The organism is Parvimonas parva (genome assembly GCF_045866535.1).
Taxonomy (GTDB): domain Bacteria; phylum Bacillota; class Clostridia; order Tissierellales; family Peptoniphilaceae; genus Parvimonas; species Parvimonas parva.
The window spans coordinates 817,378-841,350 of sequence record NZ_AP038371.1; the positions used below are offsets into that span (position 1 = coordinate 817,378).

The 23,973-nt window shown below is 28.2% G+C and carries 22 protein-coding genes and 1 pseudogene; 2 read left to right on the plus strand and 21 right to left on the minus strand.

Annotated features, from left to right (window positions below; genetic code table 11):
• Positions 1–13: 13 nt before the first annotated feature.
• The 6 genes and pseudogenes from ACKTSI_RS04115 to ACKTSI_RS04140 all read right to left on the minus strand — a co-directional run bounded on the left by ACKTSI_RS04115 (position 14) and on the right by ACKTSI_RS04140 (position 4,284).
• A complete protein-coding gene (locus ACKTSI_RS04115) occupies positions 14–229 on the minus strand; it encodes a helix-turn-helix transcriptional regulator (RefSeq protein WP_049689898.1) in 216 nt (71 codons plus the stop codon).
• Between the two features lie 103 nt (positions 230–332).
• On the minus strand, positions 333–674 hold the full coding sequence (locus tag ACKTSI_RS04120) for a plasmid mobilization protein (RefSeq protein ID WP_407862562.1): 342 nt from the start codon (positions 672–674) through the stop codon (positions 333–335).
• 335 nt (positions 675–1,009) lie between these two features.
• Complete coding sequence (locus ACKTSI_RS04125; protein WP_407862563.1) at positions 1,010–2,491, minus strand: VapE domain-containing protein; 1,482 nt, start codon at positions 2,489–2,491, stop codon at positions 1,010–1,012.
• A gap of 117 nt (positions 2,492–2,608) precedes the next feature.
• Positions 2,609–2,971, minus strand: coding sequence for a plasmid mobilization protein (locus ACKTSI_RS04130; RefSeq protein WP_288980402.1), 363 nt, complete (start codon positions 2,969–2,971; stop codon positions 2,609–2,611).
• Between the two features lies 1 nt (position 2,972).
• Positions 2,973–4,088, minus strand: a pseudogene (locus tag ACKTSI_RS04135) (site-specific integrase).
• 1 nt (position 4,089) lies between these two features.
• Positions 4,090–4,284: a hypothetical protein gene (locus ACKTSI_RS04140; RefSeq protein ID WP_004835545.1), complete on the minus strand. Its 195-nt coding sequence runs from the start codon at positions 4,282–4,284 to the stop codon at positions 4,090–4,092.
• Positions 4,285–4,544: 260 nt separating this feature from the next.
• Here ACKTSI_RS04140 and ACKTSI_RS04145 point away from each other — a divergent pair, with 260 nt between their 5' ends.
• Both ACKTSI_RS04145 and ACKTSI_RS04150 read left to right on the plus strand, forming a co-directional pair.
• On the plus strand, positions 4,545–4,976 hold the full coding sequence (locus ACKTSI_RS04145) for a helix-turn-helix domain-containing protein (protein WP_019118467.1): 432 nt from the start codon (positions 4,545–4,547) through the stop codon (positions 4,974–4,976).
• A gap of 72 nt (positions 4,977–5,048) precedes the next feature.
• Entirely contained in the window at positions 5,049–5,915 is an 867-nt protein-coding gene (locus ACKTSI_RS04150; protein ID WP_070640731.1) for a hypothetical protein, read from the plus strand.
• Positions 5,916–6,154: 239 nt separating this feature from the next.
• Here the strand turns inward: ACKTSI_RS04150 and guaA are convergent, their stop codons facing one another.
• From guaA to ACKTSI_RS04225, 15 genes are all read right to left on the minus strand, one after another.
• Positions 6,155–7,687 carry a glutamine-hydrolyzing GMP synthase gene (gene guaA, locus ACKTSI_RS04155; protein ID WP_407862564.1) on the minus strand — a complete coding sequence of 511 codons (1,533 nt, stop codon included), beginning with the start codon at positions 7,685–7,687 and terminating at the stop codon, positions 6,155–6,157.
• A gap of 129 nt (positions 7,688–7,816) precedes the next feature.
• Positions 7,817–8,866, minus strand: coding sequence for a BMP family ABC transporter substrate-binding protein (locus ACKTSI_RS04160; RefSeq protein WP_068472206.1), 1,050 nt, complete (start codon positions 8,864–8,866; stop codon positions 7,817–7,819).
• Positions 8,867–8,935: 69 nt separating this feature from the next.
• The gene (locus ACKTSI_RS04165; protein ID WP_407862565.1) at positions 8,936–12,292 is read right to left on the minus strand and encodes a penicillin-binding transpeptidase domain-containing protein; all 3,357 of its coding nucleotides are present in this window, start codon (positions 12,290–12,292) and stop codon (positions 8,936–8,938) included.
• A gap of 11 nt (positions 12,293–12,303) precedes the next feature.
• The gene (gene mreD / locus ACKTSI_RS04170; protein WP_407862566.1) at positions 12,304–12,801 is read right to left on the minus strand and encodes a rod shape-determining protein MreD; all 498 of its coding nucleotides are present in this window, start codon (positions 12,799–12,801) and stop codon (positions 12,304–12,306) included.
• Positions 12,794–13,657, minus strand: a complete 864-nt coding sequence (gene mreC, locus ACKTSI_RS04175; RefSeq protein WP_068472200.1) for a rod shape-determining protein MreC — start codon at positions 13,655–13,657, stop codon at positions 12,794–12,796. The genes mreD and mreC overlap by 8 nt, the downstream gene beginning before the upstream one ends.
• A complete protein-coding gene (locus ACKTSI_RS04180; RefSeq protein WP_288980414.1) occupies positions 13,650–14,672 on the minus strand; it encodes a rod shape-determining protein in 1,023 nt (340 codons plus the stop codon). Before ACKTSI_RS04180 ends, mreC begins: the two co-directional genes overlap by 8 nt.
• Before the next feature lie 14 nt (positions 14,673–14,686).
• Positions 14,687–15,559 carry a DNA repair protein RadC gene (gene radC / locus ACKTSI_RS04185; RefSeq protein WP_407862567.1) on the minus strand — a complete coding sequence of 291 codons (873 nt, stop codon included), beginning with the start codon at positions 15,557–15,559 and terminating at the stop codon, positions 14,687–14,689.
• Complete coding sequence (locus tag ACKTSI_RS04190) at positions 15,549–16,046, minus strand: Gx transporter family protein (protein WP_068472194.1); 498 nt, start codon at positions 16,044–16,046, stop codon at positions 15,549–15,551. Before ACKTSI_RS04190 ends, radC begins: the two co-directional genes overlap by 11 nt.
• Positions 16,046–16,414, minus strand: a complete 369-nt coding sequence (locus ACKTSI_RS04195; protein ID WP_288980415.1) for a NusG domain II-containing protein — start codon at positions 16,412–16,414, stop codon at positions 16,046–16,048. Before ACKTSI_RS04195 ends, ACKTSI_RS04190 begins: the two co-directional genes overlap by 1 nt.
• Before the next feature lie 107 nt (positions 16,415–16,521).
• Positions 16,522–18,936: a DUF3656 domain-containing protein gene (locus ACKTSI_RS04200; protein ID WP_407862568.1), complete on the minus strand. Its 2,415-nt coding sequence runs from the start codon at positions 18,934–18,936 to the stop codon at positions 16,522–16,524.
• Positions 18,937–19,064: 128 nt separating this feature from the next.
• The gene (locus ACKTSI_RS04205) at positions 19,065–20,063 is read right to left on the minus strand and encodes an ATP-binding cassette domain-containing protein (protein WP_407862569.1); all 999 of its coding nucleotides are present in this window, start codon (positions 20,061–20,063) and stop codon (positions 19,065–19,067) included.
• Positions 20,056–20,757, minus strand: coding sequence for a GTP-binding protein (locus tag ACKTSI_RS04210; RefSeq protein ID WP_288868926.1), 702 nt, complete (start codon positions 20,755–20,757; stop codon positions 20,056–20,058). Before ACKTSI_RS04210 ends, ACKTSI_RS04205 begins: the two co-directional genes overlap by 8 nt.
• Positions 20,758–20,765: 8 nt before the next feature.
• The gene (locus tag ACKTSI_RS04215; RefSeq protein ID WP_308577013.1) at positions 20,766–21,983 is read right to left on the minus strand and encodes an ABC transporter substrate-binding protein; all 1,218 of its coding nucleotides are present in this window, start codon (positions 21,981–21,983) and stop codon (positions 20,766–20,768) included.
• A gap of 123 nt (positions 21,984–22,106) precedes the next feature.
• Positions 22,107–23,477 carry a hypothetical protein gene (locus ACKTSI_RS04220; RefSeq protein ID WP_068472181.1) on the minus strand — a complete coding sequence of 457 codons (1,371 nt, stop codon included), beginning with the start codon at positions 23,475–23,477 and terminating at the stop codon, positions 22,107–22,109.
• 105 nt (positions 23,478–23,582) lie between these two features.
• Complete coding sequence (locus ACKTSI_RS04225) at positions 23,583–23,972, minus strand: OsmC family protein (protein WP_231723239.1); 390 nt, start codon at positions 23,970–23,972, stop codon at positions 23,583–23,585.
• Position 23,973: the final 1 nt, after the last annotated feature.

The window sequence follows — 23,973 nt, forward strand, 5'->3', positions numbered from 1 at the left end:
AAAAATTTCATAGCTACCTCACATAATCCATAATATCTTCAACCTTACACTCAAGAACACAACAAATCTTTGCTATAGTTTCCAAATCAATTCTTTTAACTTTGTTATTACAATAAGAATTAAGTTGCGTCCTTTGAAGATTTGCTTCTTTTTCTAATTTATTTTTGCTTATATTTTTTTCTTCTAAAACCTGGTCTATTTTAAAAATAATTTTCCCAAAGTTTTGCATAAATTTCTCTCCCTTGTCATTTTAAAAATCGGCAGTTCATTTGTATATATTATATCATATTTTGAAAACTTCTTACAGGTCTAAGATTTGTTTTGGATAAATTCTATTTCGTTTTTCTTAATAACAGTGAATGAATCTGCCATATTTCTTTTGATAATTTTTCTATTTGTTTATTCATAGATTCAATTTCATTTTTGTAAATAACACCAGTTGTATTAGTAGCTTTTGCGATCTGATTTATATTATTTGTCGCATTTGAAAGTAGCCATTGGAGATCTCTAAATGGTTCTAGGTCTACAATATAAATTTCTTTTTCTAATACACATTTTCTAAGAAAATGGGACATTGTTTTGCAATTTGCCAGTTTCATTTTCTTTTCAAAAATTTCTTTTTCTTCATCTGTTAAATATATTTTTAGTTGATTTTTTCTTGTTCTATTATCCATATTTTTCTCCTTTACTCATATCTTTTGGGGTCTTAGGGTTCTCCCTAACAAGGTAAAAATCATAAAATTATATAGCCTTATAAGCTATTGATTTTTTGATTTTTTCGTAAGTGGGTACTCACTTACTGTGCTTGCTATTATTAACAAGTCTAAAATTTATTTTTTAATATTTTTTAAATAGGAATTAATAAGTGTAACTGTAACTTACAAAATAAAAACTTCCAAAATTAGGCGAGCTTGTTTTAAGAGTCTATGTCAATCCCATATTATCAAGCCATTAAATTATGTAATCCTAATTTAAGAAGATTTATAACGATTGGTTACAGGTTACAAAGTTACATTTGTATCTTTACTTGATTTGCTGTATCTATTTCTAATTGATTTTCTATTTTCCATTCTTCTGGCAACAAATTCTTATCAACTTCTATAAAGTCAATTTCGTTTTCTGTTTTCTTTTCATAATATAGTTTTACTGGAATTGAAACCCCACTTGGAGATATTCTCTTGGTCTTTGATGACCTAACTGGAATCCATTCTTGAAAATAATTATCCATAATCTCTGAAAAAGATTTTGATTTTATTTGGTAGCCTTGCATGGTTAGTTCTTTGAAACAAGTTATACTAGGATCTGCACTTTTTGGCTTATATTCTTCTAAGAAATACCTTATGTCTTCCACATCTGGGTTTAGATATTTGAATTTTTCTTGTTCCTTATACAAGTCTTTTAAAAGATTTTTTGGTATAGTCCATGCGTGAGTCTTGTTTTTAAAGATTTCATATCCCAAGGCTAAAGCCTGATTAAAATCTTCTCTTATACTAGATATATATCCTTTGTCTGAAAGTTTTTCTTTATTGTTTTTATCTGGAAAAATAGTCCTTACTCTTTTATTCGAATTACATTCAACAGGTAAATATCTTCTTTCTCCAGTATGATCATTAAGAAAAGTTCTTTCGTTTAATGTCCCTATAAAGATGCAAGTTCTTGGCACGTCTGTTGCATATTTTTCGTAGGGTATTCTTATCCTATCGCTTAATTTTGATAAAAAAGATTTAGCTTCATTAGCCGATTTTGCATTTCTTAAAGCAACGAATTCTTCGATTTCAACGACAGTTTTACCCATAAGGTTCATGACGGCATCCTTGCCTTGAATGTTTTCAATTGTGCAAAACCAATCATCTGTTATGGACAAGTATCTTGCAAAAGTCGATTTGCCTATGCCTTGTCCACCAACTAAAACAATCATCTCATCAAACTTAGCTCCTGGATTAAAAATTCTTTTTATCATGCCCAATATCATATGTTCCATTATCCAATTGTTAAGCTCTGTATCATCTGCTCCCAAATACTTTGGTAATAGTTTTCTAATGGCATTTTTATCTCCATTCCATTTTAAATTTTGAAGATATTGCTTTGGCGGACTCACTTCATATTGGTGAGCTACAAAACGAATAGCTTCCCACATTTTATTGGCATTATAATTAATTCCAAAGTGTTTTTCTATCTCTAAGCCTAATCTATTATTTAAAGAATCATCCCAAAGTCGTATTTGATTTTCCTTTATATTTCTTTCTCCGATAATTTTCCCCTGGAATTTTATTTCATTAGTAAATTTATCAAAGAATATTTGTCCATCAATGATTTTTTGATTTTGACAATATTTTGGATTTAAAATAGCTGTTACAATATTTCCAGTAATTTGTCTAACCGTCCCCTTATCCGTAGTTTGTAAGTCTAAAAAGGCGTAAGTCTGATCTATTTCTGGGAATTTTAATTTAATATCTGTCATAAGTCTCACTCCTTTTCTTTTTATAACCATTTAATCTCTTTTTTGTTTTATATTTGTTTTCCATTTTATCCTCCTGTCTGGTATAAATAAGACTCCTGTGGTAAAATGAACTTGTCTAGAGAACACTTCTCACAGGAGTGTATGCCTTTACTCTTTGTAGTAGGGGCTTTTTTCTTTTTTGATTTCTTCATATATTTCTAAAATATAGATTAAAATATCAGCTTCATTGTCATTGATTTTTCCGAACTTTTTAATAACTTTTGCTAGTTGAAATATTTCCTTGGCTATATTATCAGAAAGTCTGTAATCACTTACTAACTTAACTTCGTGATTTAATAACATTTGTAGAAAATAATCTTGTTTTTTAAGTCCGCTTATTTCAATCTTTTTGTTTATTAAGTCATATTCTTCTTCAGATACTCTAAAATTTAAAATGCGATTTCTTTTTCTATTTTTCTCTGTATTTCTAGTTTTTTGTGAAATTTCATCTAATGAATGTCTTCTAAACATCTTAATCGTCCTCTTCTAATAAATCTTTCCAATCATTTGCCTTATTATTTCTCACTTGTGTTAAAGACAGAGCCATTTCTTTTTGCTTGCTAGGAAAGAGATGAGCATATCTATATGTGATGTCAATCGATTCATGTCCAACCCTATCAGCTATTGCAGTTGCAGAAAATCCAAGTTCAATCAAGAGAGAAACGTGAGAATGCCTTAAATCATGTATTCTAATTCTTTTTACTTGAGATTTCTTAGATCCCCTATCCATTTCATGGTGGAGGTAGCTCTTAGAAAAATTAAATATTAAGTCTTTTGGTTTTAACTTATAAAAGCTGTCTATATACTCTTTAATCTCATCCGTTAAAAATTCAGGCATAACTATTGTCCTAATGCTTTTTTTAGTCTTAGGGGCTGTTATTACATTTTTCCCATCAATCCTTTGTAAAGATTCATCAATTTTTAATGTATGCCTTTCAAAATCAAATTTCTCTTTTGTTAAGGCTAATAATTCTCCCATTCTAAGACCACACCAATATAAAAGTTCAAAAGCATAGAATGATTCAGGTTTATCTTTAATAGCTTCTATAAATCTCTCATATTCATCTTGAGTCCAAAATAGCATTTCATCAGCTTCTTTTTCTCCCATAGAACCAACATCACGAGCAACATTAGTTTTTAAATTGTAGTACCTACAAGCATGATTTAAGATACTAGATAACTGGGCATGAATAGTTCTCAAATAAGTAGGAGAATAGTTTTTTCCATTCTTATCCTTAATCTTCATAAGCTCATTTTACCATTGAATGATGGTTACATTATTAATCTCATTAAGCATTAGATCACCAATATAGGGAAGTATTTTTTGATTTACAATTGCTTCTTTTGTCCTCCAAGTATTTTCTCTTATTCTTGGTTTTCTATCCCTCTTGTAAAGTTCAAAAAACTCCCTAAAGCTCATCTCAATTGATTCAGAATGTTGATTTAAAAATTCTTGTTCCCATTTTAAAGCTTCTTTTTTTGTTGAAAATCCACGTTTTTTCTTAGTTAATTTTTCTCCTTTCCAGTTGGTATAATAAAACCTGCAATACCAAGTTTTATTTCCACTTTCATCTCTGTATGCCGGCACTTTAAACCTCCTTTGTATTTGTTGGTTTATAGCAATACTTTTCCATAAAGTATTCTCTATTTACCTTTCCTCTTTGTACACGATAACCTAATTTAAGTAGATCTTGATTCATATCGTTTATTATCTGATATGCTGTTGTCCTGCTTACATCAAGAAATTCTTGTACATCTTTTGCATTCATAAAAATACCTTTCATAATGTCCTCCTTTTACAGTTTGTAAGGTTCTACATCCACAAAAGGGCGAGCATTAATTTTTATATCTTACATTTTCCGTTCATTATCGACTGTATGTATATATAATAACAGTTCATATTTGTTCTGCCAAGTTTTTTCTATTTATTCTTTTCTAAAATATTCTGATGCTTGCAGATATTTGTAACAGAATAGTTTTGTTGAGCTTTTGTTCATTTTGTGATAAAATATTTATAGTTATTGTGAAATAAGGAGGAGTAAGTTTGATTTCTGGAGAAAAATTAAAAAAGTTAAGACTTATGAGAAACTTAACTCAAAAAGAACTTGCCATTAAGTCTGGTTTGACAGATGCTGCTATAAGAAATTATGAACTTGGAAATAGATCTCCAAGTAAAGAACAATTACAAAAAATATCTGAAGCACTTGATTGTGATATATCAGCATTAATTAATCATGAACCTAATTCTATTTTTGAAATAATGCATATTATTTTTGATTATGAAAAAGACATGAAGTTTAGACCGTTGGCAGATGATGGAGAAATTACTGGACTTTTATCAAATGATGTAGACTTCAATAATTTTCTTATAGAATGGAATGAGATGAGAAAAAAGCATTACAACGATGAGATAACAGACGAAGAATTTGAAGATTGGAAGCTATCTTACCCTAAAAAATCAAGATTTTTAAAATAAAAATAATAAATCTAGAATATAAGATAAATAACATGAAAACCATACAATTTATAGGAAAGGTGATTTAAAGTAGTGAATAAAATAGAAAAGAATAAGCTTACAATACCAATCTATCTTAATACTAAAATAGTTTTTGATATGTTAGCTACAATTGAGGATGGCTTTGCAGATGTTAAAAATGTTCAAACTTCAAAAAATAAAAATCAAGTAAATGATATAGAATCAAATATAGGCACTAACAATCTATTTGCGTTTTTGAATATAGGAGTTCGTGGAAATCATAAAGGTACGTCAAATGATGGTGAAACTATTATTGAAGAAAGAACCCACACTCCAGTTTCTTTGTTCCAGCAACTAAAAGAACAATTGGAGAATGCAAAGTTTATTAATCGTGACATTAATAACTTAAATATTGGAGATTTTGTTGAAGTTCAAGGAACTCTGAAAAACAATCCAGTTATTGATATGTTATCTGGATTCAAAGAAATTATAACTTTAGCAAACTTATTTACTGATAACAATCCTAAAAATAATAAAAACAGAAAAGAAAATGTGTTGACAGATAAAAGGCTAAACTCCCAAATAGATGGTTTAATTAAAGGGCTTCAAGCAGATGGAAAAAAAGATATAATTTGTGAAGCAGATAAAATTAATATCATCCTTCCAACAAATGAAAATTACTTTTTAAATAATAATATGAGTGAAGTTACCGATGGAAACTATAAAATATTAGGAAAGGTTATTAAAGTTTGTATGGATGATGGGGAGATAAGCCTACTTAGAAATACAGTTTTTTCTAAGCTCCAATTAGATAAAATGAAAGAATTTCAAGAGTTTTTTTCTGATCCATCTTTAGCTCAATTCGTTGGTGAAGGCGGAATTAAAACTGTAATAAGTGCACCTGTTATAATGGTAATACCTATTGCAATATACATTTAGCTTTAAAAATTTTAATTAAATGAAAATAAGTTAATTTGACTCTCTCTAGAGAAAAAGAATAATAAATTGAACGAAAAAAGACCGCAGCTTTTAACTACGGCCTTTTTTTGCCCAAATGTAAACCACTTGGAACTATTATTCAGTTTATTCTTTTTTACAAATGTTCCCATTTTAATCCCAGTTACAGTTTTTCATTTTCTGTAACCATTGATTTTACAAGGTTTTATAAATTTTTGCGATTATTCCCATTCGATCGTTGCTGGTGGTTTGCTTGTTATGTCATATACGATTCTGTTGATGTGTCCTACTTCGTTTACTATTCTTACTGAAACTCTGTCTAGTACTTCGTATGGGATTCTTGCCCAATCGGCTGTCATAAAGTCGGTTGTTGTAACTCCTCTTAGGGCTAGTGTATAATCGTAAGTTCTAAAGTCTCCCATTACTCCAACTGTTCTGTTATTTGTTATAACAGCGAAATATTGGCTTATATTTTTGTCTTCTCCGGCTTTTGCAATTTCTTCTCTGAAGATTGCATCTGCCTCTCTTAAGATTTCTAATTTTTCTTCTGTTACTTCGCCCATTACTCTTATTCCAAGTCCTGGACCAGGGAATGGTTGTCTATAAACTAAATATTCAGGCATTTTAAGTTCAAGTCCTAATCTTCTTACTTCATCTTTGAATAAATCTCTTAATGGTTCGATTAAGTCTTTAAAATCTACTACGTCAGGAAGTCCTCCTACATTATGATGTGATTTTATAACTTTTGCATCGCCAAGTCCTGATTCTATTACGTCAGGGTAAATTGTTCCTTGTCCTAAGTAGTCAACTGCTCCAATTTTCTTTGCTTCATCTTCGAATACTCTAATAAATTCTTCTCCGATTATTTTTCTTTTTTGTTCAGGGTCAGTAACGCCTTTTAATTTACCTAAAAATCTATCTTTAGCATTTACTCTAACAAAATTTAGTTCTTCATTTTTGAAGGCTTCTTCTACTTCATCACCTTCATTTTTTCTCATAAGTCCTGTATCTACGAAAACACAAGTCAGTTGATTTCCAATAGCTTTTGACAATAAGCTGGCACAAACTGAAGAATCTACTCCACCTGAAAGAGCTAACAATACTTTTTTATCTCCAACTGTTTGTCTTATTTTTAATATTTGTTCATTCATAAAGTTTTGCATTGTCCAATCGCCACTTGCATTACATATATCATATAAGAAAGATTTTATTAGTTCTTTTCCTTCTTCTGAATGATTTACTTCTGGATGATATTGAACTGCATAAATTTTCTTTTCTTCATTTTCTATTCCGGCATAAGGACAAGTAGATGTATGTTGAATACAATCAAATCCTTCTGGTAGTTTTACAACTTGATCTTGATGACTCATCCAAACTATTGTTTCATTTTTCATACTTGAAACTAATTTTGAATTTTTATCTTTTATACATAAAGTTTTTCCAAATTCTTTTTTATCTGCTTTTTCTACAACTCCACCAAAAGTTTGAGATATTAATTGCATCCCATAACATAATCCTAAAATAGGTATATTAAGTTCAAAAATTTCTTTTTCAATTTTTGGTGCATTTTCCTCATAAACACTATTTGGGCCGCCTGTAAAAATTATTCCGATAGGTTTTTTATTTTTTACTTCGTTAACAGCCTTGTTATAAGGTATAACTTCACAATATACATTTAAATCTCTTACTCTTCTAGCTATTAACTGATTATATTGTCCACCAAAATCAACTACAAGAACTAATTCGTTTTTCATCTAATACTCTCCTTAAATATATTTAATAATATTTAATAATATTATATAATATTAACACAAAAAGGTAAATATCATTTCAAATAAAATTAATTAAAAAAGGAAGCTTTCGCTTCCTTCTAATAAAATCATTTATTTTACTTCTGTTGGTACTGTAACTTTACCTTCAGCAATACTCTTCTTTAATTCTTCAATTTTTTGTTTTAATTCATTAGGAATCTTGATTTTTAATTGGTCTTCTTTTCCGTAAGCAACGTCAACACCATTAGTCTTTAATGAAAATTCGATAGTTTCTCCACCTCTGAATTTTCCTTCAGCTAATTCTTTACCAACACTCTTAATGGCTTCATTTACTTTTTTGATTGTAGAAGCTATAACATATTCAGGAGCTAAGTAAGATTGGTCTCTATCTACACCAAATACGAATTTTTGATTTTCTTTTGCTGATTCAATAACACCATTACCAGTACCACCAGCTGCGTGGAAAATCATATCAACTCCAGATGTGTACATACTGTTAGCAATTGCTTTACCTTTTGTAGCATCTCCGAAACTTTCAGCATATTGAGCAACAACTTCTACTGTTTTTTTGTTATCTTTTGCTGCAAGTTCAACACCTGCTCTAAAACCAGCTTCAAATTTTTTGATTAATGGAGAAGTAACTCCACCAACAAATCCAACTTTGTTTGAAGTAGTTAATGTTCCAGCGATATATCCAACTAAGAATGAGTTTTCATTATCTGCGAAAATTGTTCCGATAAGATTCTTTGGAGTGTTTTCAAAAGCTGAGTCAATAATTACATATTTTTGGTCTGGGTTAGCTTTTGCTGCAGCTTCCATATCTTTTGCTAATGCAAAACCGATACCTGCAATTAAATCATTTTTAGAGTCAAGTAAAGTTTCTAAGTTTCCTTTGTAATCAGATGCTTGTTTACTTTCAACATAGCTAATAGTAGCTAATCCTTCTTTTTCTAAATCTTTTAAGCCTTCATAAGCAGATTGGTTGAAAGATTGGTCATTAACACCACCAGTATCAGTTACCATAGCATACTTAATTTTCTTTCCAGTATTTTCTTTCTTTTCTTCTGTTTTTGTTTCTTTTTTTCCTTCAGGTTTAGAAGAACAACCTGTCAAAATCATAGCACCAACTAAAAGCGCTGCGAAAGTCTTTTTGAATTTCATACGAAACCTCCTAAATTATTTAATCTATTACATTATATATCAAAATAATTAAATTTTCAATACTTTTTGCTAATCTCCAACTAAATTTCCACCATTTCCTGAATTATCGTCATTTTTTTTGTCAGACTGTATATTTTCTCCGGATTCTGTTTTATTATCAATATATTGACCAACTATATCTCTAACAATAGGTCCACAAAACGCACCCGCACCTCCTTGGAAAATTACTGTTGCTATTGCAATTTCGGGATTATTATAAGGTGCAAATGAAACATTCCAAGCATAGTTATCATAAGCTTGACCGGTAACTGGATTGACTCCGCTCTTTTGTGCAGTTCCTGTCTTTGTACCAATTTCTATTGGTAAATTTTTGAAGATTTTACCATTTTCAGAAGTCTTTGATGCCATATTCATTCCTTCTAAAATATATTTTAAATTTCTAGGATTAAAACTTGATTTTTCAGTTTCAGGGTTATTTTGAAATGAAGTTATTTTGTTATCATAGCTAACAATTTTTTCAATTACAGAAGTTTTTAACTTTTGTCCACCATTTGCAATCATCGCCATATATCTTGCCATTTGTATAGGAGTATATGCATTTTGTCCTTGTCCGATTACAGTATTTAGTGAGTCTGCATTAGACCAAGATGCTTGATTTAAATAGTCAAACTTTATCATATCTGCTAAAGATACTTTTGAATTTGCAACAGGTTCTTCAGCATTTAATTGCATTTCTTTTAATCTGTTAATAACCTCTGTTCTTGATGGAACTTTTTCTTCTTCAGTCCAATTTACAATTGTATCAATTATTTTAGCAAAATCATAATCATCTTTATTTTTTCCAGCTAAAATATATTTTTCAATTTCTTTTTCCAATCTTTGTTTAAGCATAATTTTTGTTAAAGATTTTTTTGTATTTGAATCAGGAATAACACCCTTACTTTCTCTTGGAATGTTTATTTCAATTCCAGTTCTTTCTCCAAGTCCTAATTCACTAACAGTTTTAACCAAATCTTCAATCTCAACTTTAACACCCGTCTTCTTATTTGACTTAGGGTCTTTTCCTAAAGCTAAGGCATAAAAATAATAGTTACAACTATCTCTTAAAGCTGTTCTAAGATTTTCATTTCCATGAACTTGTTTATATTGATTCCATATCCAACAACCAAACTTTGTATCACCAACGTCCATTACACCTTGACAATTAATATTTTCACTTGGGTCCAATCCCTTTTCAAGCGCTGACAATGAAGTGGCTAATTTAAAAGTAGAACCTGGTTGTGAAACACTTTGTGTTGCAATATTATACAATGGTCTTGGCGCTAAAAAATCTCTAGGGTCTTCAGGAAATAAACTTATCCAATCACTATTAGAAATCCCTGTTACAAAAAGATTTGGGTCATAAGCAGGATAACTTGCAAGAGCTAAAACTTTTCCAGTCTTAACATCAAGTACAACTACTGCACCACTTGTTGCATTAGGATAGCTTTGATGAGGAGTATAACTTCCCCACTTGCTTTTATATTCACTAGCACCTCTAATTGATTCCAAAGTACGCTTTAAAGATTCTTCTGCAGTTTTTTGTAAATTTAAATCTAAAGATAAATATACATTTTTTCCTGGAACTGCTGAAGTTTCAGAAATAGTTTCTGTTCTATTTCCTCTGTTATCAACCATAACCTTTTTAAAGCCATCTTTTCCTTTTAAAGAAACTTCTTGACTTTCCTCTACTCCTGTCTTACCTATAAAGCTATCAGAAGAATATCCTTTTTCTTTATTATACTTTTCAATTTCATCTTGTTGAGAAATTTTTCCAATATATCCCAATATATGAGACGCTAACTCTCCATTAGGATAATATCTTATCGGTTCCATTGAAACAGTAATACCGTTATTATTTGCAAATTTTTCTTTTATGTTAGATATACAAGGCTCAGATATTCCATAAGTAAGAGTAATTGGAATATATGCCTTATCTCCTTGCAACTCAACCTTTCTACTCAATACCAAATAACTATATGCACTATAATCATTCAATTCTTCTATTGAATAAAGTTTCTTTAAAAGTGTAAATAAACTTTCAGCAGTATAATCATCTTTTATTTGGTATCTGTTTTTTATATCTTTTTTGTTAATATTATATACATAATCAAAATCTTTTTTAGTAATAGAAATTTTTAAAATAATATTATTTTCTGTATTTACTTCCTGAGCAACAAATTTTATATCATCGGATAGAACAAAATCATAAAGTAGATTATTTTCTTCTGCAATGGAAATAAGATATGTTAAAGGTTCAACATCTTCATTTCCCTCATTTTTGTAAGAAAATTGAACTTTTTCTTTATCATTTTCATCTTTAACTAAAGTGTATTCAACATTTGCATTAAGTTTTTTTTCTTCTAATTTTTTAAGCAAAATTTCGGCAGGAATTATTTTTTTCCCGTCTTTATCAACTTTTACATAAGACAACAACTTATCCAAAGTAAATTTTCTAACCATATTATAAAAATCATCTTTAGCACTTGTTTCCAATGTAACCTTAGAATTTTGTTTATTTAATTCAGCTTTTATCAATAAAAAGTTATAATTATTCAAGTCTTCTAAAGGACTTAATTCAATATTTCCTAAAAGATTTTTACTTTTCAATTCATCAAAAATCAATTTTCTTGAAAGAGGTTGTTCTAAAATCTTTCTTATAATTGACTTATCATCTTTTATTAAATCTGCAATATGTGAATATATCCCTTTTGAAAGGTCTTTATCTTTTGCATATTCATCATATTCTTTTCCTTTAGTAAAATCAATTTCTCCACTATCAACATCGAAAAAATCACTAGGTATATATATTCCTTTAAGTTGCAAATCTCTTATAACATTTTTTATTATATAGTATGAAAAATTTGAAGAGGAATTTTTTTCTATTTTCAATTTCAAAATATCTTCAACTAATTTATTTTCCATAATTATATCTAAAACTTTTTCTTTTGGAGTTTTTAATTCAGTAAAATAATCAACTTTTGAAGAATATACAAAGTAATTAACCCCTATAAAATAATCATCGGTATCCCAACTTGCGCCGTCTTTATTAAGTATAGTTATTAATTCATCAACCTTTTTAATCTTTTCTTCTTTAGTTAATCTATTAAATTCATCTTTTAAAATCTGAACGGCAGGACTTGTCTTAACCCCTGCTAACAAATTTCCATTTTTATCATAAATATTTCCCCTTGGAGCTGTTATTTTAACATCTTTAAGTCTGTTGTTATCAGCCTTATTTCTGTAATCATCTCCAGTTATAATTGTTAAATGAAATAATTTTATAACAAGTAATGACATCAAAACAAATAAAACAGAATAAACTATTTTATATCTTAATTGTCTATCTTTAATTTTTTCTAATTTATTTTTATCAAAAATTTTCATAAACTTACCTACTAAAATCTAAATTTTTTCTTTTTAAACATCTTCTTCAAAGTATAATGACATACCAAGTACAATAAAACATTTAAAATCAATTCAATAATTATCGACCCTTTTAAATACTTTAAAAGAGCAGAAGATGATGAACTTTCCAAGAACATATAAATTATTGTATTCATAACCCAATAAAATAAAGTTGCTACAACTGTAATTATAGAGCCTGAACGTATATCTCCTTTGTTTATGGAGTCCTCGCTATATCCAACTATAAAACCTATAATGTAGTATATAAGAGCTCTTACACCTATTATTCTTGAAAATAAAATATCTTCAAAAAAACCAAGTACAATTCCAGAATATCCGCCAGGATAAGAACCAAAATTCATAGCTATTGCAACTACAAGAGCCAAACTTAGATTAGCCTTAGAGTTAAATATACTAAAATTAGGTAATATTGCTGTTTGTATCATTATACTTGCAAAAAACATTAACACAACCTTTAATCTATTCATTACTACCACCATTTCCTTTTAATACAAAAACTCTAAATAAAGTTGTAAAATCAACAGGAGATTTAACACTAATTTTCTTTTCAAGATTATTATCTGAAGACTTAACTTCTGTAACCTCTCCTATATATAAATCTCTGGGAAAAATTCCACCTCTACCTGAAGTAACTAACCTATCACCAACAACAACGTCAGCATCAGACTTATACATAAAACCTGAAAGAAGATTGTTTTCTTGTCCACTTATAGCTCCATAAGATTGACTTCTAACTATATTAAATGAAATATTACTTGTAGAGTCAACTAAACTTGAAACCTTGCTCCAATTATATCCAACTTCTATTACCTTACCAACAACAGCTTTAATATAAGTATTTTCTTTATCTCCAGCAGTTCCTTGAACGATAATATCTCCGACTTTTACGCCGTCTTTACTTCCCTTATTTATATTAAATCTTATGAATAAATTATTGTTATCTAATGCAATAACATTAGCACTTATAAGACTTTCCTTATTTTGTAAATATAAATTATATTCATTTTTCAAAAAATCTTCTTTGGCTATTATATTTTCCATATTAATATTTTTTTCTTTAAGTTCTGCATTTTCAATCTTCAATTTTTCATTTTCTTCTCTAATAGATTTGGAGCCGAAAATATTTGTAAAAACTTCTTTAGAACTTGCTATTGAAGAATAAACTAATCTTGAAACAGAACTTGTAACTGTTCCAATTGCATTTTCTCCAATATTCATAATAGAAGAAGTAGCACTGAAAAAAATTATAGAACTTAAAATTATAACAGTCATAAAAAAAGAAATTTTCTTTTTACGGGACTTAATATTTCTAAATCTATTCATTATTCTTTCTCCTATTGTTTTTAATCTTAATCTTATTAATCAATTTACTAGCACCTTCGCATGTGCAAGTTAATGGATTTTCAACAACATTTACAGCTATCCCTATTTCATTTTCTAAATATTCAACACAACCGTTAATCTTAGAACAGCCCCCTGTTAAAAAGATTCCATTTCTTAAAATATTACCTGTCATTGAAGGTGGTGTCTTTTCTAATATTACTTTTATTGCATCTGTAACTGCATTAAAAAGTGGAAATAGTGATGAAGTTATATCTTTTCCATAGATTATTGCATTTCTAGGCATACCACTATTTATATCTCTACCAAATATAGAAAGATTATTTGTGATATTACTTGTAATAAATGATGCCAAATTTATTTTTATATATTCTGCCGTTTCCTTGTCAATCATCAAATCATATTTGTTTTTAACGATATTTACAATATCATAATCAATTGAATCTCCACCAATATCAACAAATTTAGAGGCAACAACTCCTCCAAGACTTACCAAAGAAACATCAACAGTTCCTCCACCAATATTAACTACAATACTACCTGAAGGCTCCAAAACAGGAAGTCCCATTCCAACAGCTGATGCAACTGCAGTTGGTATAAATTCAACACTTCTTGCTCCGGAATAAATTACACAATCTTCTATTGCTCTTTTATCCACTTCGGAAATTCCACTTGATATTGTAATATAAACCTTAGGATTAAAAATTGAAAAACTTGATTTTGCTTTTTTAAATAAATTTGTCAACATTACTTGAGCAATTTCAAAATTTATAATTTTACCTCCCTTTATAGGTGCCAATGTTATTATATTATCTGGAGTTTTTCCCTCCATACTTTTTGCTTTTTCTCCAACGGCAACAATCTCATAATTATTCAAATCAACTGCAACAACAGAAGGCTCAATAATCTTACCGTCTTTTTTATTTGAGTATATTAAAGTATTAGACGTTCCTAAATCTAAGGCTAAATCTTCCCCAAAAATCCACGAAAAACTCATTTTTTCTACCTCTCTTAATTCATTATTCCTTTTTCTCTTAAACTAATATATTTATTGTATCCGATTATAATATGGTCTAACAATTTTATTCCAACTAAATTTCCAACTTCTTGTAATCTTTTAGTAATTTCTATATCCTGCATACTTGGTGTCGGGTCTCCACTTGGATGATTGTGCAAACAAATAATACTATTTGCACTATATTTTAAAGCATATTTAAAAACTTCTCTAGGATGAACGATAGATGAATTTAAATCACCTTTTGAAATTTCGTCCCAAGAAATTATTTTATTCTTTGTATCCAACAGAAGAACATAAAAATGCTCCTTCATTTCATCTCTTAATATATTCATAAAAATATCTGCAACACTCTTAGGTGAGCCGACTGAAAAATTATCAACACACTCTCTAATATTTATTCTCTTAGAAAGCTCCAATGCAGAAATTATTGAACAAGCTTTAGATAATCCGATACCTTCTATTTCCATCAAATCATCTATTGCAAGTTCACTTATCCTATGAAATTTATTCATATATTGCCACAATTTTTTTGAAAGTGTTAAAACATCTTCGTTTCTTGAACCACTTCCAAGTAAAATTGCTATAAGCTCATATTCACTCAATTTATCAGCACCAAATTTGTATAACTTTTCTCTGGGCTTATCATTATCATTTAAATCTTTTATTGAAGTAGTAAATATTTCAACATCTCTATATCCAATATTTTTTACACTATTTACTTCTTTTATCGTTTTATCTTCTAAAGATATATTTTCTTCTCTAGATTCTTTTTCAAAGATTTTATTATTTTCAACATTATCATTATAATTTTTATCTAAATAAATCTGTAATTCTTTTAAAAAATCATCATAATCATTATTTGACATAATTACCTCTTAAAATTTTATACATATAATTAGCAAGAATACCAACTAAAATTCCTGTAAATATCCCTATTATTCCTAAAAACGGAATAAAATTAACTAAAGTTTTTGTATTTAAAAGTATCATTGAAATTAATATTTGAACCATTATATGAGAAACTGACCCTAAAACACTAACCCCCACTAAACTTAAAAATTTACTACAAAACTTATTTACTATATACATAACAACTATACTGGCAAACCCTGCTGAAAAATTATATATAAAACTTATTGGATTTCCCAGAATAATTACCAGTAAAATCGCCTTTAAAAATGAAATAAAAAATGTTTCTTTAAAACCAAAAATTAAAATCGCATTTATGATTATAACATTGGATAAACCCAATCGAACATTAGGAATAGGTATTGGGATATAATATTCTAAAAGAGATACAATTAAAGCAACAGAAACAAATAACGAAATCAACATAGTCTTTTTAGCACTCATTAGTTTACCACGTCCAAATCATTATTTTGTCTTGATTTTATCTGTATAACAAGTCTATTTGGCATACAGATAATAGCTTGTCCAACTTTACTAATTTTTCCAAACTTAACATCAAGTTTATCAGGACAGCTTGCCTCAATAACCCTGACTCCGTCTTTATCAACTTCTAAAATATTAAGTCCAAAAGACGTTCTTATCGGATAAATTTTTTTTTCATTTCCAAAAGTTATTTGCTTAATCTCTTCTCCATTCACTTGAACACTTATATATTTATCTTCTGTCGATACAAAACTCTTGTTTATATAAACAAAAGAAAAACAAAAAATAACAAGTAAAGTAAATATTAAAATAAAATCTCCCTTTTTCATACACACTTCTCCATTTTTATTCAACTTTAATTTTATCAAAAAATTATTTGTTTTTCAATGTTTTATAAATTTTTTCAAAAAAATAAAGCCCTAAGGCTTTATAAAAATTAATTAACTGAAGTAATGAAATGTCCCTTAAAGGCATTTGGAGAATTTATTCTCTTTGAATTTTTTAGATAATCAATACATTCTTTTAAAATTTCATAAACTTTTTCGCTATCTTCATAAGTAAAATCAAGTCTTACCCTATCAATACCCAAGTCAAAAATCTCTTTCATATCTTCTCTCAAATCAAGAGGAATGTGATTTCTTATTTCCGTTCTACAAAAAATATCTTGAAAAAGTCTAAATTCTCTATTTTCCATATCTTTCAAAGCATAATCACTTCTTGCACATTCGGCACAACGTCTATCTTTATGGCAATCTTTTGTCAAAACTCCCATTGCACAATATTCTGTAAGCATTGACCTTGTATGTCCATATACAATCATATCTATGTTAATATTTTTTTCTTTTAAGTTTTCAACTAAATTTTTTATTTCAAATTTATTTATCTCCTGAGAAATGGTTATATCCTCTGCATTAAAATATTTTTCAAAAAATCTTACAGAATAAGAGTTATATATATTAAAATATGTATCTATATTAAATTTTTCAGTACCAAAATTTGATTCAAAAAAGTTTTTTGAACCCCAAGTTGATATTTGAACTTTTTTCAAAATTTCCCTATTTATTTTCGATAAATATTTTTTTACAGTATCATACTCTTCATTTCTGATAACCCCTAAAGCACTATAAATTAAATCTATACCTTTACTTTTTAGTCTATCATAATACTTTTCAATCAAACTAAAATCTTCGGTATAAATTTCTTTTACATATTCTAATATGCTACAATCTTCTAAAAGATTATCAATCTGAGAATTTTTATGCACCTTTAAAGTAATTTTTCCATTATCAAATTTTTTTGTTTTTGAAGATGATAAATCATTAGAGGAACATATAATTCTTTCTTTTGAAAAATCTAATTTTTCTTTTTCATATTTTTCTATTGCGCATCTTCTAAGATTATTCAAAACGGAAACAGGAACAAAAGCATTTTCATCGACAAAAACATTTTTGAAAATAAAATTAAAAGGAGTTTTGCCAGTTTTAGATAATTTTTCCAAAACATTTTTAATTTCAATTTTTTTATTATTTGACTTTTCGATTATTTCATCAGAATAAACTTCAATATTTTCTAAAGTAAATTTCGCTTTTTCTCCAACGGAAATAAAAATTTCACAATTTAAGTCAATTTTTTTATTCTCGATTCCTTCTCTAAAAGATTTATTAGCATCATCAACCAATGACTTATCGGAAGTTTTATAAACTATTGTCTTAGGCTTTACACTTTTAATAAAATCAATTTCTATAATATCTCCGGAAACTCCAAAGTCAAAAATTTCTCCATTTTTGATTATTCTACCAATATTTCCTCCACCTAAATTGATTCCATCTCCCTTAGACAATTTACCACATAATTTTATTTTTAATTTATTTTTCTTTTGATTGAAACTTAAAACTTCTCCAACCTTTACACCTATATTATTAGGTTTATCTAAATTAATTATATCCGAGCCATTTTTACTCATAAGATAACCTGAAGTGAATTTTCTATTAAAAATAGCCTCCAAATCATCTTTTAATTCTTTTTTGTTCGTTGTAACTTTATTTTCGATGTAATTATCTATTGCTTTTCTATATCTTGAAGTAACAACCGCAACATATTCAGGTCTTTTCATTCTTCCTTCAATCTTTAAAGACTTAACACCTGTATCCAAAATTTTTTCGATATTATCAATACTGCACAAATCTTTCGGACTTAAAAGATAATTTCCATTTACATCAATAATTTTTCCAGTTGTTTTATTTATTAACTTGTAGCTTTGCCTACAAGGTTGAGCACAACGTCCTCTATTTCCTGAACGTTCCCCAAGCATAGAACTCATAAGGCATTGTCCTGAGTAACTAACACAAATTGCCCCATGAATGAAAACTTCAATATCTATATCTACAGTATCACAAATTTTTTTAATTTCTTCTACACTTAACTCTCTTGCAACAACAACTCTATCAAAACCTACTTTTTTCAATTCTAAAACATCATTTAAAGAATGAGCAGATATTTGAGTTGATGCGTGAAATTCCATATTTGGATAACGACTTCTTAAAAGACTTGCCATTCCAATATCAGAAAGAATTATCGCACTAACTCCAATTTTATATAAAAAATCTGTATAAGAAATTAATTCTTCAATTTCAGTTTCCTTTACAGAAGTATTAACCGTAACAAAAATATTTACATTTCTAAGACTTGCATATCTTACAGCCTCTATCAATTCATCATTATCAAAATTTGTTGCAGAGGCTCTTGCCCCAAAACTGCTACCACCTAAGTAAATAGCATCTGCACCATTTTGAATTCCTGCTTTCAAAGCCTCCATAGACCCGGCAGGAGACAAAAGTTCAAATTTTTGCATAAATTCTCCTTAAACATAGGACCTCCACTCTTCCACGATGCTTTGCATCGGGTGGGTACCCGGAAACCTTGTTGTTTCACAATAACAAAGGCTACCGAAGTAGCCTACTTAATATATTTATTATATCATTATATTTCAAAATTGTCTAATGAATTACCATATCTTAATTCTTTTCTTAAGTCTTGCATAACATTATCCATTTTTTCAAGTTCTACAAGTAATTCTTTTTCTTTTTCTGTTGTTTCATGAATCGCAACTATTGCTCCATTATTTATTACAATTCTCTTATCGGCAATTAATGCAAGTATAGGGTCATGTGTTGCCATTAAAACTATTTTATTTTCACTAACCAACAAATCTAATGCTTTTTTTCTATCAATTCCTGCATTTTCGATTTCATCAATCAAAACAATTGGTGATGAACTTAAAATTGCAGTATCAGCAATCATAAGCGCTCTTGATTGTCCACCACTCAAAGAAGTAATCGGCGTTGAAAGGTCAAATTTTTCTCCTGCAAGTTTATTTGCCTCTGTAATTATTTTATTTATAACTTCTTCTTCATTTTGAACCATTCTGCTCTTTGCATGAAGTTCTATAAATTCATAAGCAGTTAAGTCCATAACAAAATTCATATTTTGAGAAAGTTGTGAAACTAATTTGTTATTTGCGCTTAATCTCCATTTTTTATCTGCATCTTTTCCATTAATTAAAATTTTTCTATTTGTTGGAGTATCCCTATCTGCGACCCATTCAATATCCCCTAAAAGTCTTGACTTTCCACTTCCGGTAGGTCCCACGATTGAAATTATTTCAGACTTATTTACTTGTAGTTCATCGTAATTTTCTTTATTGCCAAATTTATCTGTCCCTGCAAGTAAAGTTATCGAATTAACTTCATTATCTTCAACTCCAAAGAAATTTTTCATCTGCTCAATATAAATTTCTAAAGATTCACAAAGCAAATTTTCATCTATTGCAAGCTCCTCTTTTTCTTCTTCTGAAAAAGAATTTAAAAATTCTACAAAAGATAAATCAAAAACATTTGAAATATCAAAATTATTTTCTTCAAAAAACATTTCAGCAAAAGGATATTTTTCAATTAATTTACCAATTTTTAAATTACGCATTTTTATCCTCCAACTTCATCTTTTTAATATTTCCCATTTGATATTTTGCTCCTATTTTCTTTTCTCCTAAACAATAAGAACAAAGAGCTGTCGGCATAGCAAATTTTAATTCCATACCATTTACTGTATTGATTGATTTACTTTCATCATATAACAATGTACTTAACTCAAAAGTTCCCTGTCCTGTAAGTCCGTTTATATTCATTACAATGGCGCTTGGATTAACAGATGCAACTCTTGAAGAAAAAACTTCTCTTTCAGCTTGTGAAACAATATCCCCCTTTGTAATAACTACATAATCTGCACTTTTTAACATCGGCCCTATCTTTTTAGGTGTATTTATTCCTGATAAATTATCTATAACACATACAGCTTTTATATCTTTAATGTAGGGAGAACATCTATTACAAAGTCCTGCTGACTCTGTAATTAAAATATCCAATTCATTACTAACGCCCCATTGAACAACCTCTTCTATGTTTGAAACAAAGAAATGGTCAGGACACAAAGCACCGGATAATCCCTTTCTAACTAAAATATTATTTTTTTTGTATATTAAATCATCATCTGTATATAAACAGTCAAACTTTACAACTCCTGCTTTAATACCTCTTTTTTTCAAATTTTCAATTGTCTTAACTATAACACTGGTCTTTCCCGATGAAGGAGGACCAGAAACTACTACCAAATTCATATAAACCTCTATTTTAAAATTTCTTCATTAAAAATCTTTTCTGATTCTTTCATAATCTTCACTATATCATTGTTATGGATATAGTCCCAACCACAGAACATAAATTTAGAATTTTCATCTAACATATTGTCAACCCCAAAAATTGTTGTAGGGAATTTCCCATTTGAAGAAAGCAATTTTCCAACATTTTCATCTCTAAAAAATTCAACAACTTTTTGTGCTTTTTCGTTATCTTTCTTAGCCATTACAAATATCGGACTGATAATTGAACCATCTTTTGGCCATACAACTTTAAGAGCTGAACTTCTTGATACCATTTGCGTAAAGAAATATGGAGTTATACTAACTATCGGATTATTTTTTGAATCTCCTTTTTTCTTAACCATTTCAGCAGGGTGTAAACTTTTTTTATAAACTCTGGCAAGAGCCTTTATTCCTTCAACTCCCCATTTTGAATAAATTGTTACAACTAATGCATTAAACATATCTAAATCAGCTAAAGGAATTGCAACACTATCTGTATAATCTCCACTAAAAAGTAAATTTTCCCAAGAAGTTGGAACTTCTTTACCATTTAAATTATTTTCGTTTACTAAAAATACACAAGGCACTACTCCAACAATATTGTAAATATTTTTAGGGTCTCTCAAACAAATTTCTTCATTATCAAAATCTTTATTCATTTTCTTATTTTCAATATAAAATTTTTCTTCTTCAAAAAATTTACCGAATTTCTCTTTATCGAAGAATAATTCAAAACCGGCTGAAATCATAATATCAGAAACTTTATCAATATCGCCTGAATTAATATCATTTTCAATCCAATCAACACCTAAATTAGCAGATTTTAATTCATAACCTATATTTATTCCTTTAGTTTTTTCTTCCTCAACAAATTTGTCAAAAGCCTCTAAAATAGGAATTTTCAACGGACAAGGTAAAACCCCTTTAACAATGACATCACCTGTAATTTCTTTTTCTTCTTCTAAAGATTTGTCAACTGAAGTATGCTCATCATTTAAAAATAAATCTAATTTTTCTTCAAAAGCAGATTTATTTATTCCTCTAACTTTTAAAGCCATATTTAAAGAAACCATTTTACCCATTGTTTTTAGCATTTTTTCATTTTTTAATTGGTCAAAACCATTATTTATAAAAAACTGTAAAAGTTTTTCATTTCCATTTAAAATATTATATAATTTATCATCAAAATTTATTTTACTCATAATTACCTCCTAACAGTATATTAATTTTATAATAATTTTCAAAATATTTCTGTTGCAAATGCAATAAAATAAAAGAAAAAGAAAAAACTAGAATAAAATTCTAGTAGAATAAAATTCTAGTTTCTATCTTCTTATATTTCTTTTTTTACCTTTAAAGTAAACATTTTTTAAATACAAAACTCCTACAACTTCAGCAATACCTAACACAATAAGTGCATAATTAGTATAAGATTTTGCCTCTTTTTTACTAATTCCTTTAACATAGCTTTCTTTATGAACTAAATTTGTTATAAGCTCAACAGGTGCTTTTGTTAATGTAATCTCTGAACCGTTTTTAGTATTTTTATACTTTGTATTTGAATTTATAATAAATTTATAATCATCATTTCCAACAAATGTATATTTAAAATTTTTAAAATTATCAAAAGTTGAAAAAGGAGATGCTTCTAAATTTAATTTCATAATATTCACATCATTTACAGTAGTAAGAGTTGCAGAAATTGGATAATTAATATTTAACTTTTTCTCAACTTTCGGCTCAATAGGAAATTCAAAAGTCGCAACAATTTGTTTATCAGAAAACGGCTTTAAAATTCCTAAAGTATCATAACCACTTCCACCCAAAATTTTATCAAAATTTTCAACAAAAATTTCATATAAATTATCTTCAGAAAATCTTTGACGAACATTTTCAGGAACTTCACCTAAAAATATATTTTTCAAAAAGTCCTTAACATTGACTGACGCTTTTTCAATATTTTCTTTATATCCTGAATTTATTTCCTTTTCGCCTAAAAATATTTTAGTCGTTATATTTACATCATCACCTATTGTATATAAAATAGGTGTTTTACTTTTTCCACTTAGTTCATGAGTTAATACTATAGTCTTATTATTTTTATTTTCATCAATTTTTATATCTTTACCACCTGATAAAAATAACTTTGTCTTATCTGTGGAATATTTTATAGTAATTTCATATTTTAAATTATCAACCTTATCTGCCTCTAAGTTAAATTTTCTAAGAGTTCCAACATCTTCTTTTTTAAAATTAACCGGTTCATAAATCGGTGAATCAATATTTGAAATAATTTCTTTATAAAACTCACTTCCCGTAGGAGCTTTAAACTTATCATTCAAGAACTTAAATGAATATGGAACATCAGCTCCGTCCAATTTAATTGAAAAATTACTTAACTTTTCAATACTACTACTAAAAGTTATTCCCATTTTTAAAGTAGAATTTCCATTGTTAGTACTCTTTAAATTATAATTAGCTTTATATATTCCGTCTATTTTATTTTCATTCGCCGTTGATTTTGAAAAATCTATTGTAGATTCTCCGGTTAATTCTAAGTTTTTTGTATCGGATAAATTAAAAGGTTCATATATTCTATAATTATCTGTCAAATTATTTTCTTCTGCTCTAACCTTATATGTACTTCCAAGCAAAAAACTACATAATGTTAATGTGAGTAAAAATTTATTTTTCATAATTTCCTCCAGTGTATATATAAATCATTATATCATTTTGTGATATTATTGTAAAGTTTTTACACACAAAAAAATCACAGACATTTTATCTGTGATTTTTAAACATTATTTTAATTCTATTGTATATGTTTGTTTAATATTACTATCTACTGCAATATTAACCGTACAGAACTTACTAGCAAGTTCAATTACTTTATTAATTTCCTCTACACTTGCTTTTGTCTTTAAAGAATATTTTGTTCTTATTTCTGAATACTCTTGATTTTTAAACGGAGTATCACCAATATTATCTGTATTTATCACATCAGCCTCAACTTCTATGCTCAAATCTTCAAAATCAATTTTATAATATTTTGCAGATTTTGAAAAAGTTAAAACCTTACAACCTGCAAGAGCACCCATAAACATAGCACCCGGAGTCATATATCCGGAATTTACTTCTTTACATTTTGTACTATGAGTTATAATCTCTTGTCCATTGTTAGATAAAATCATT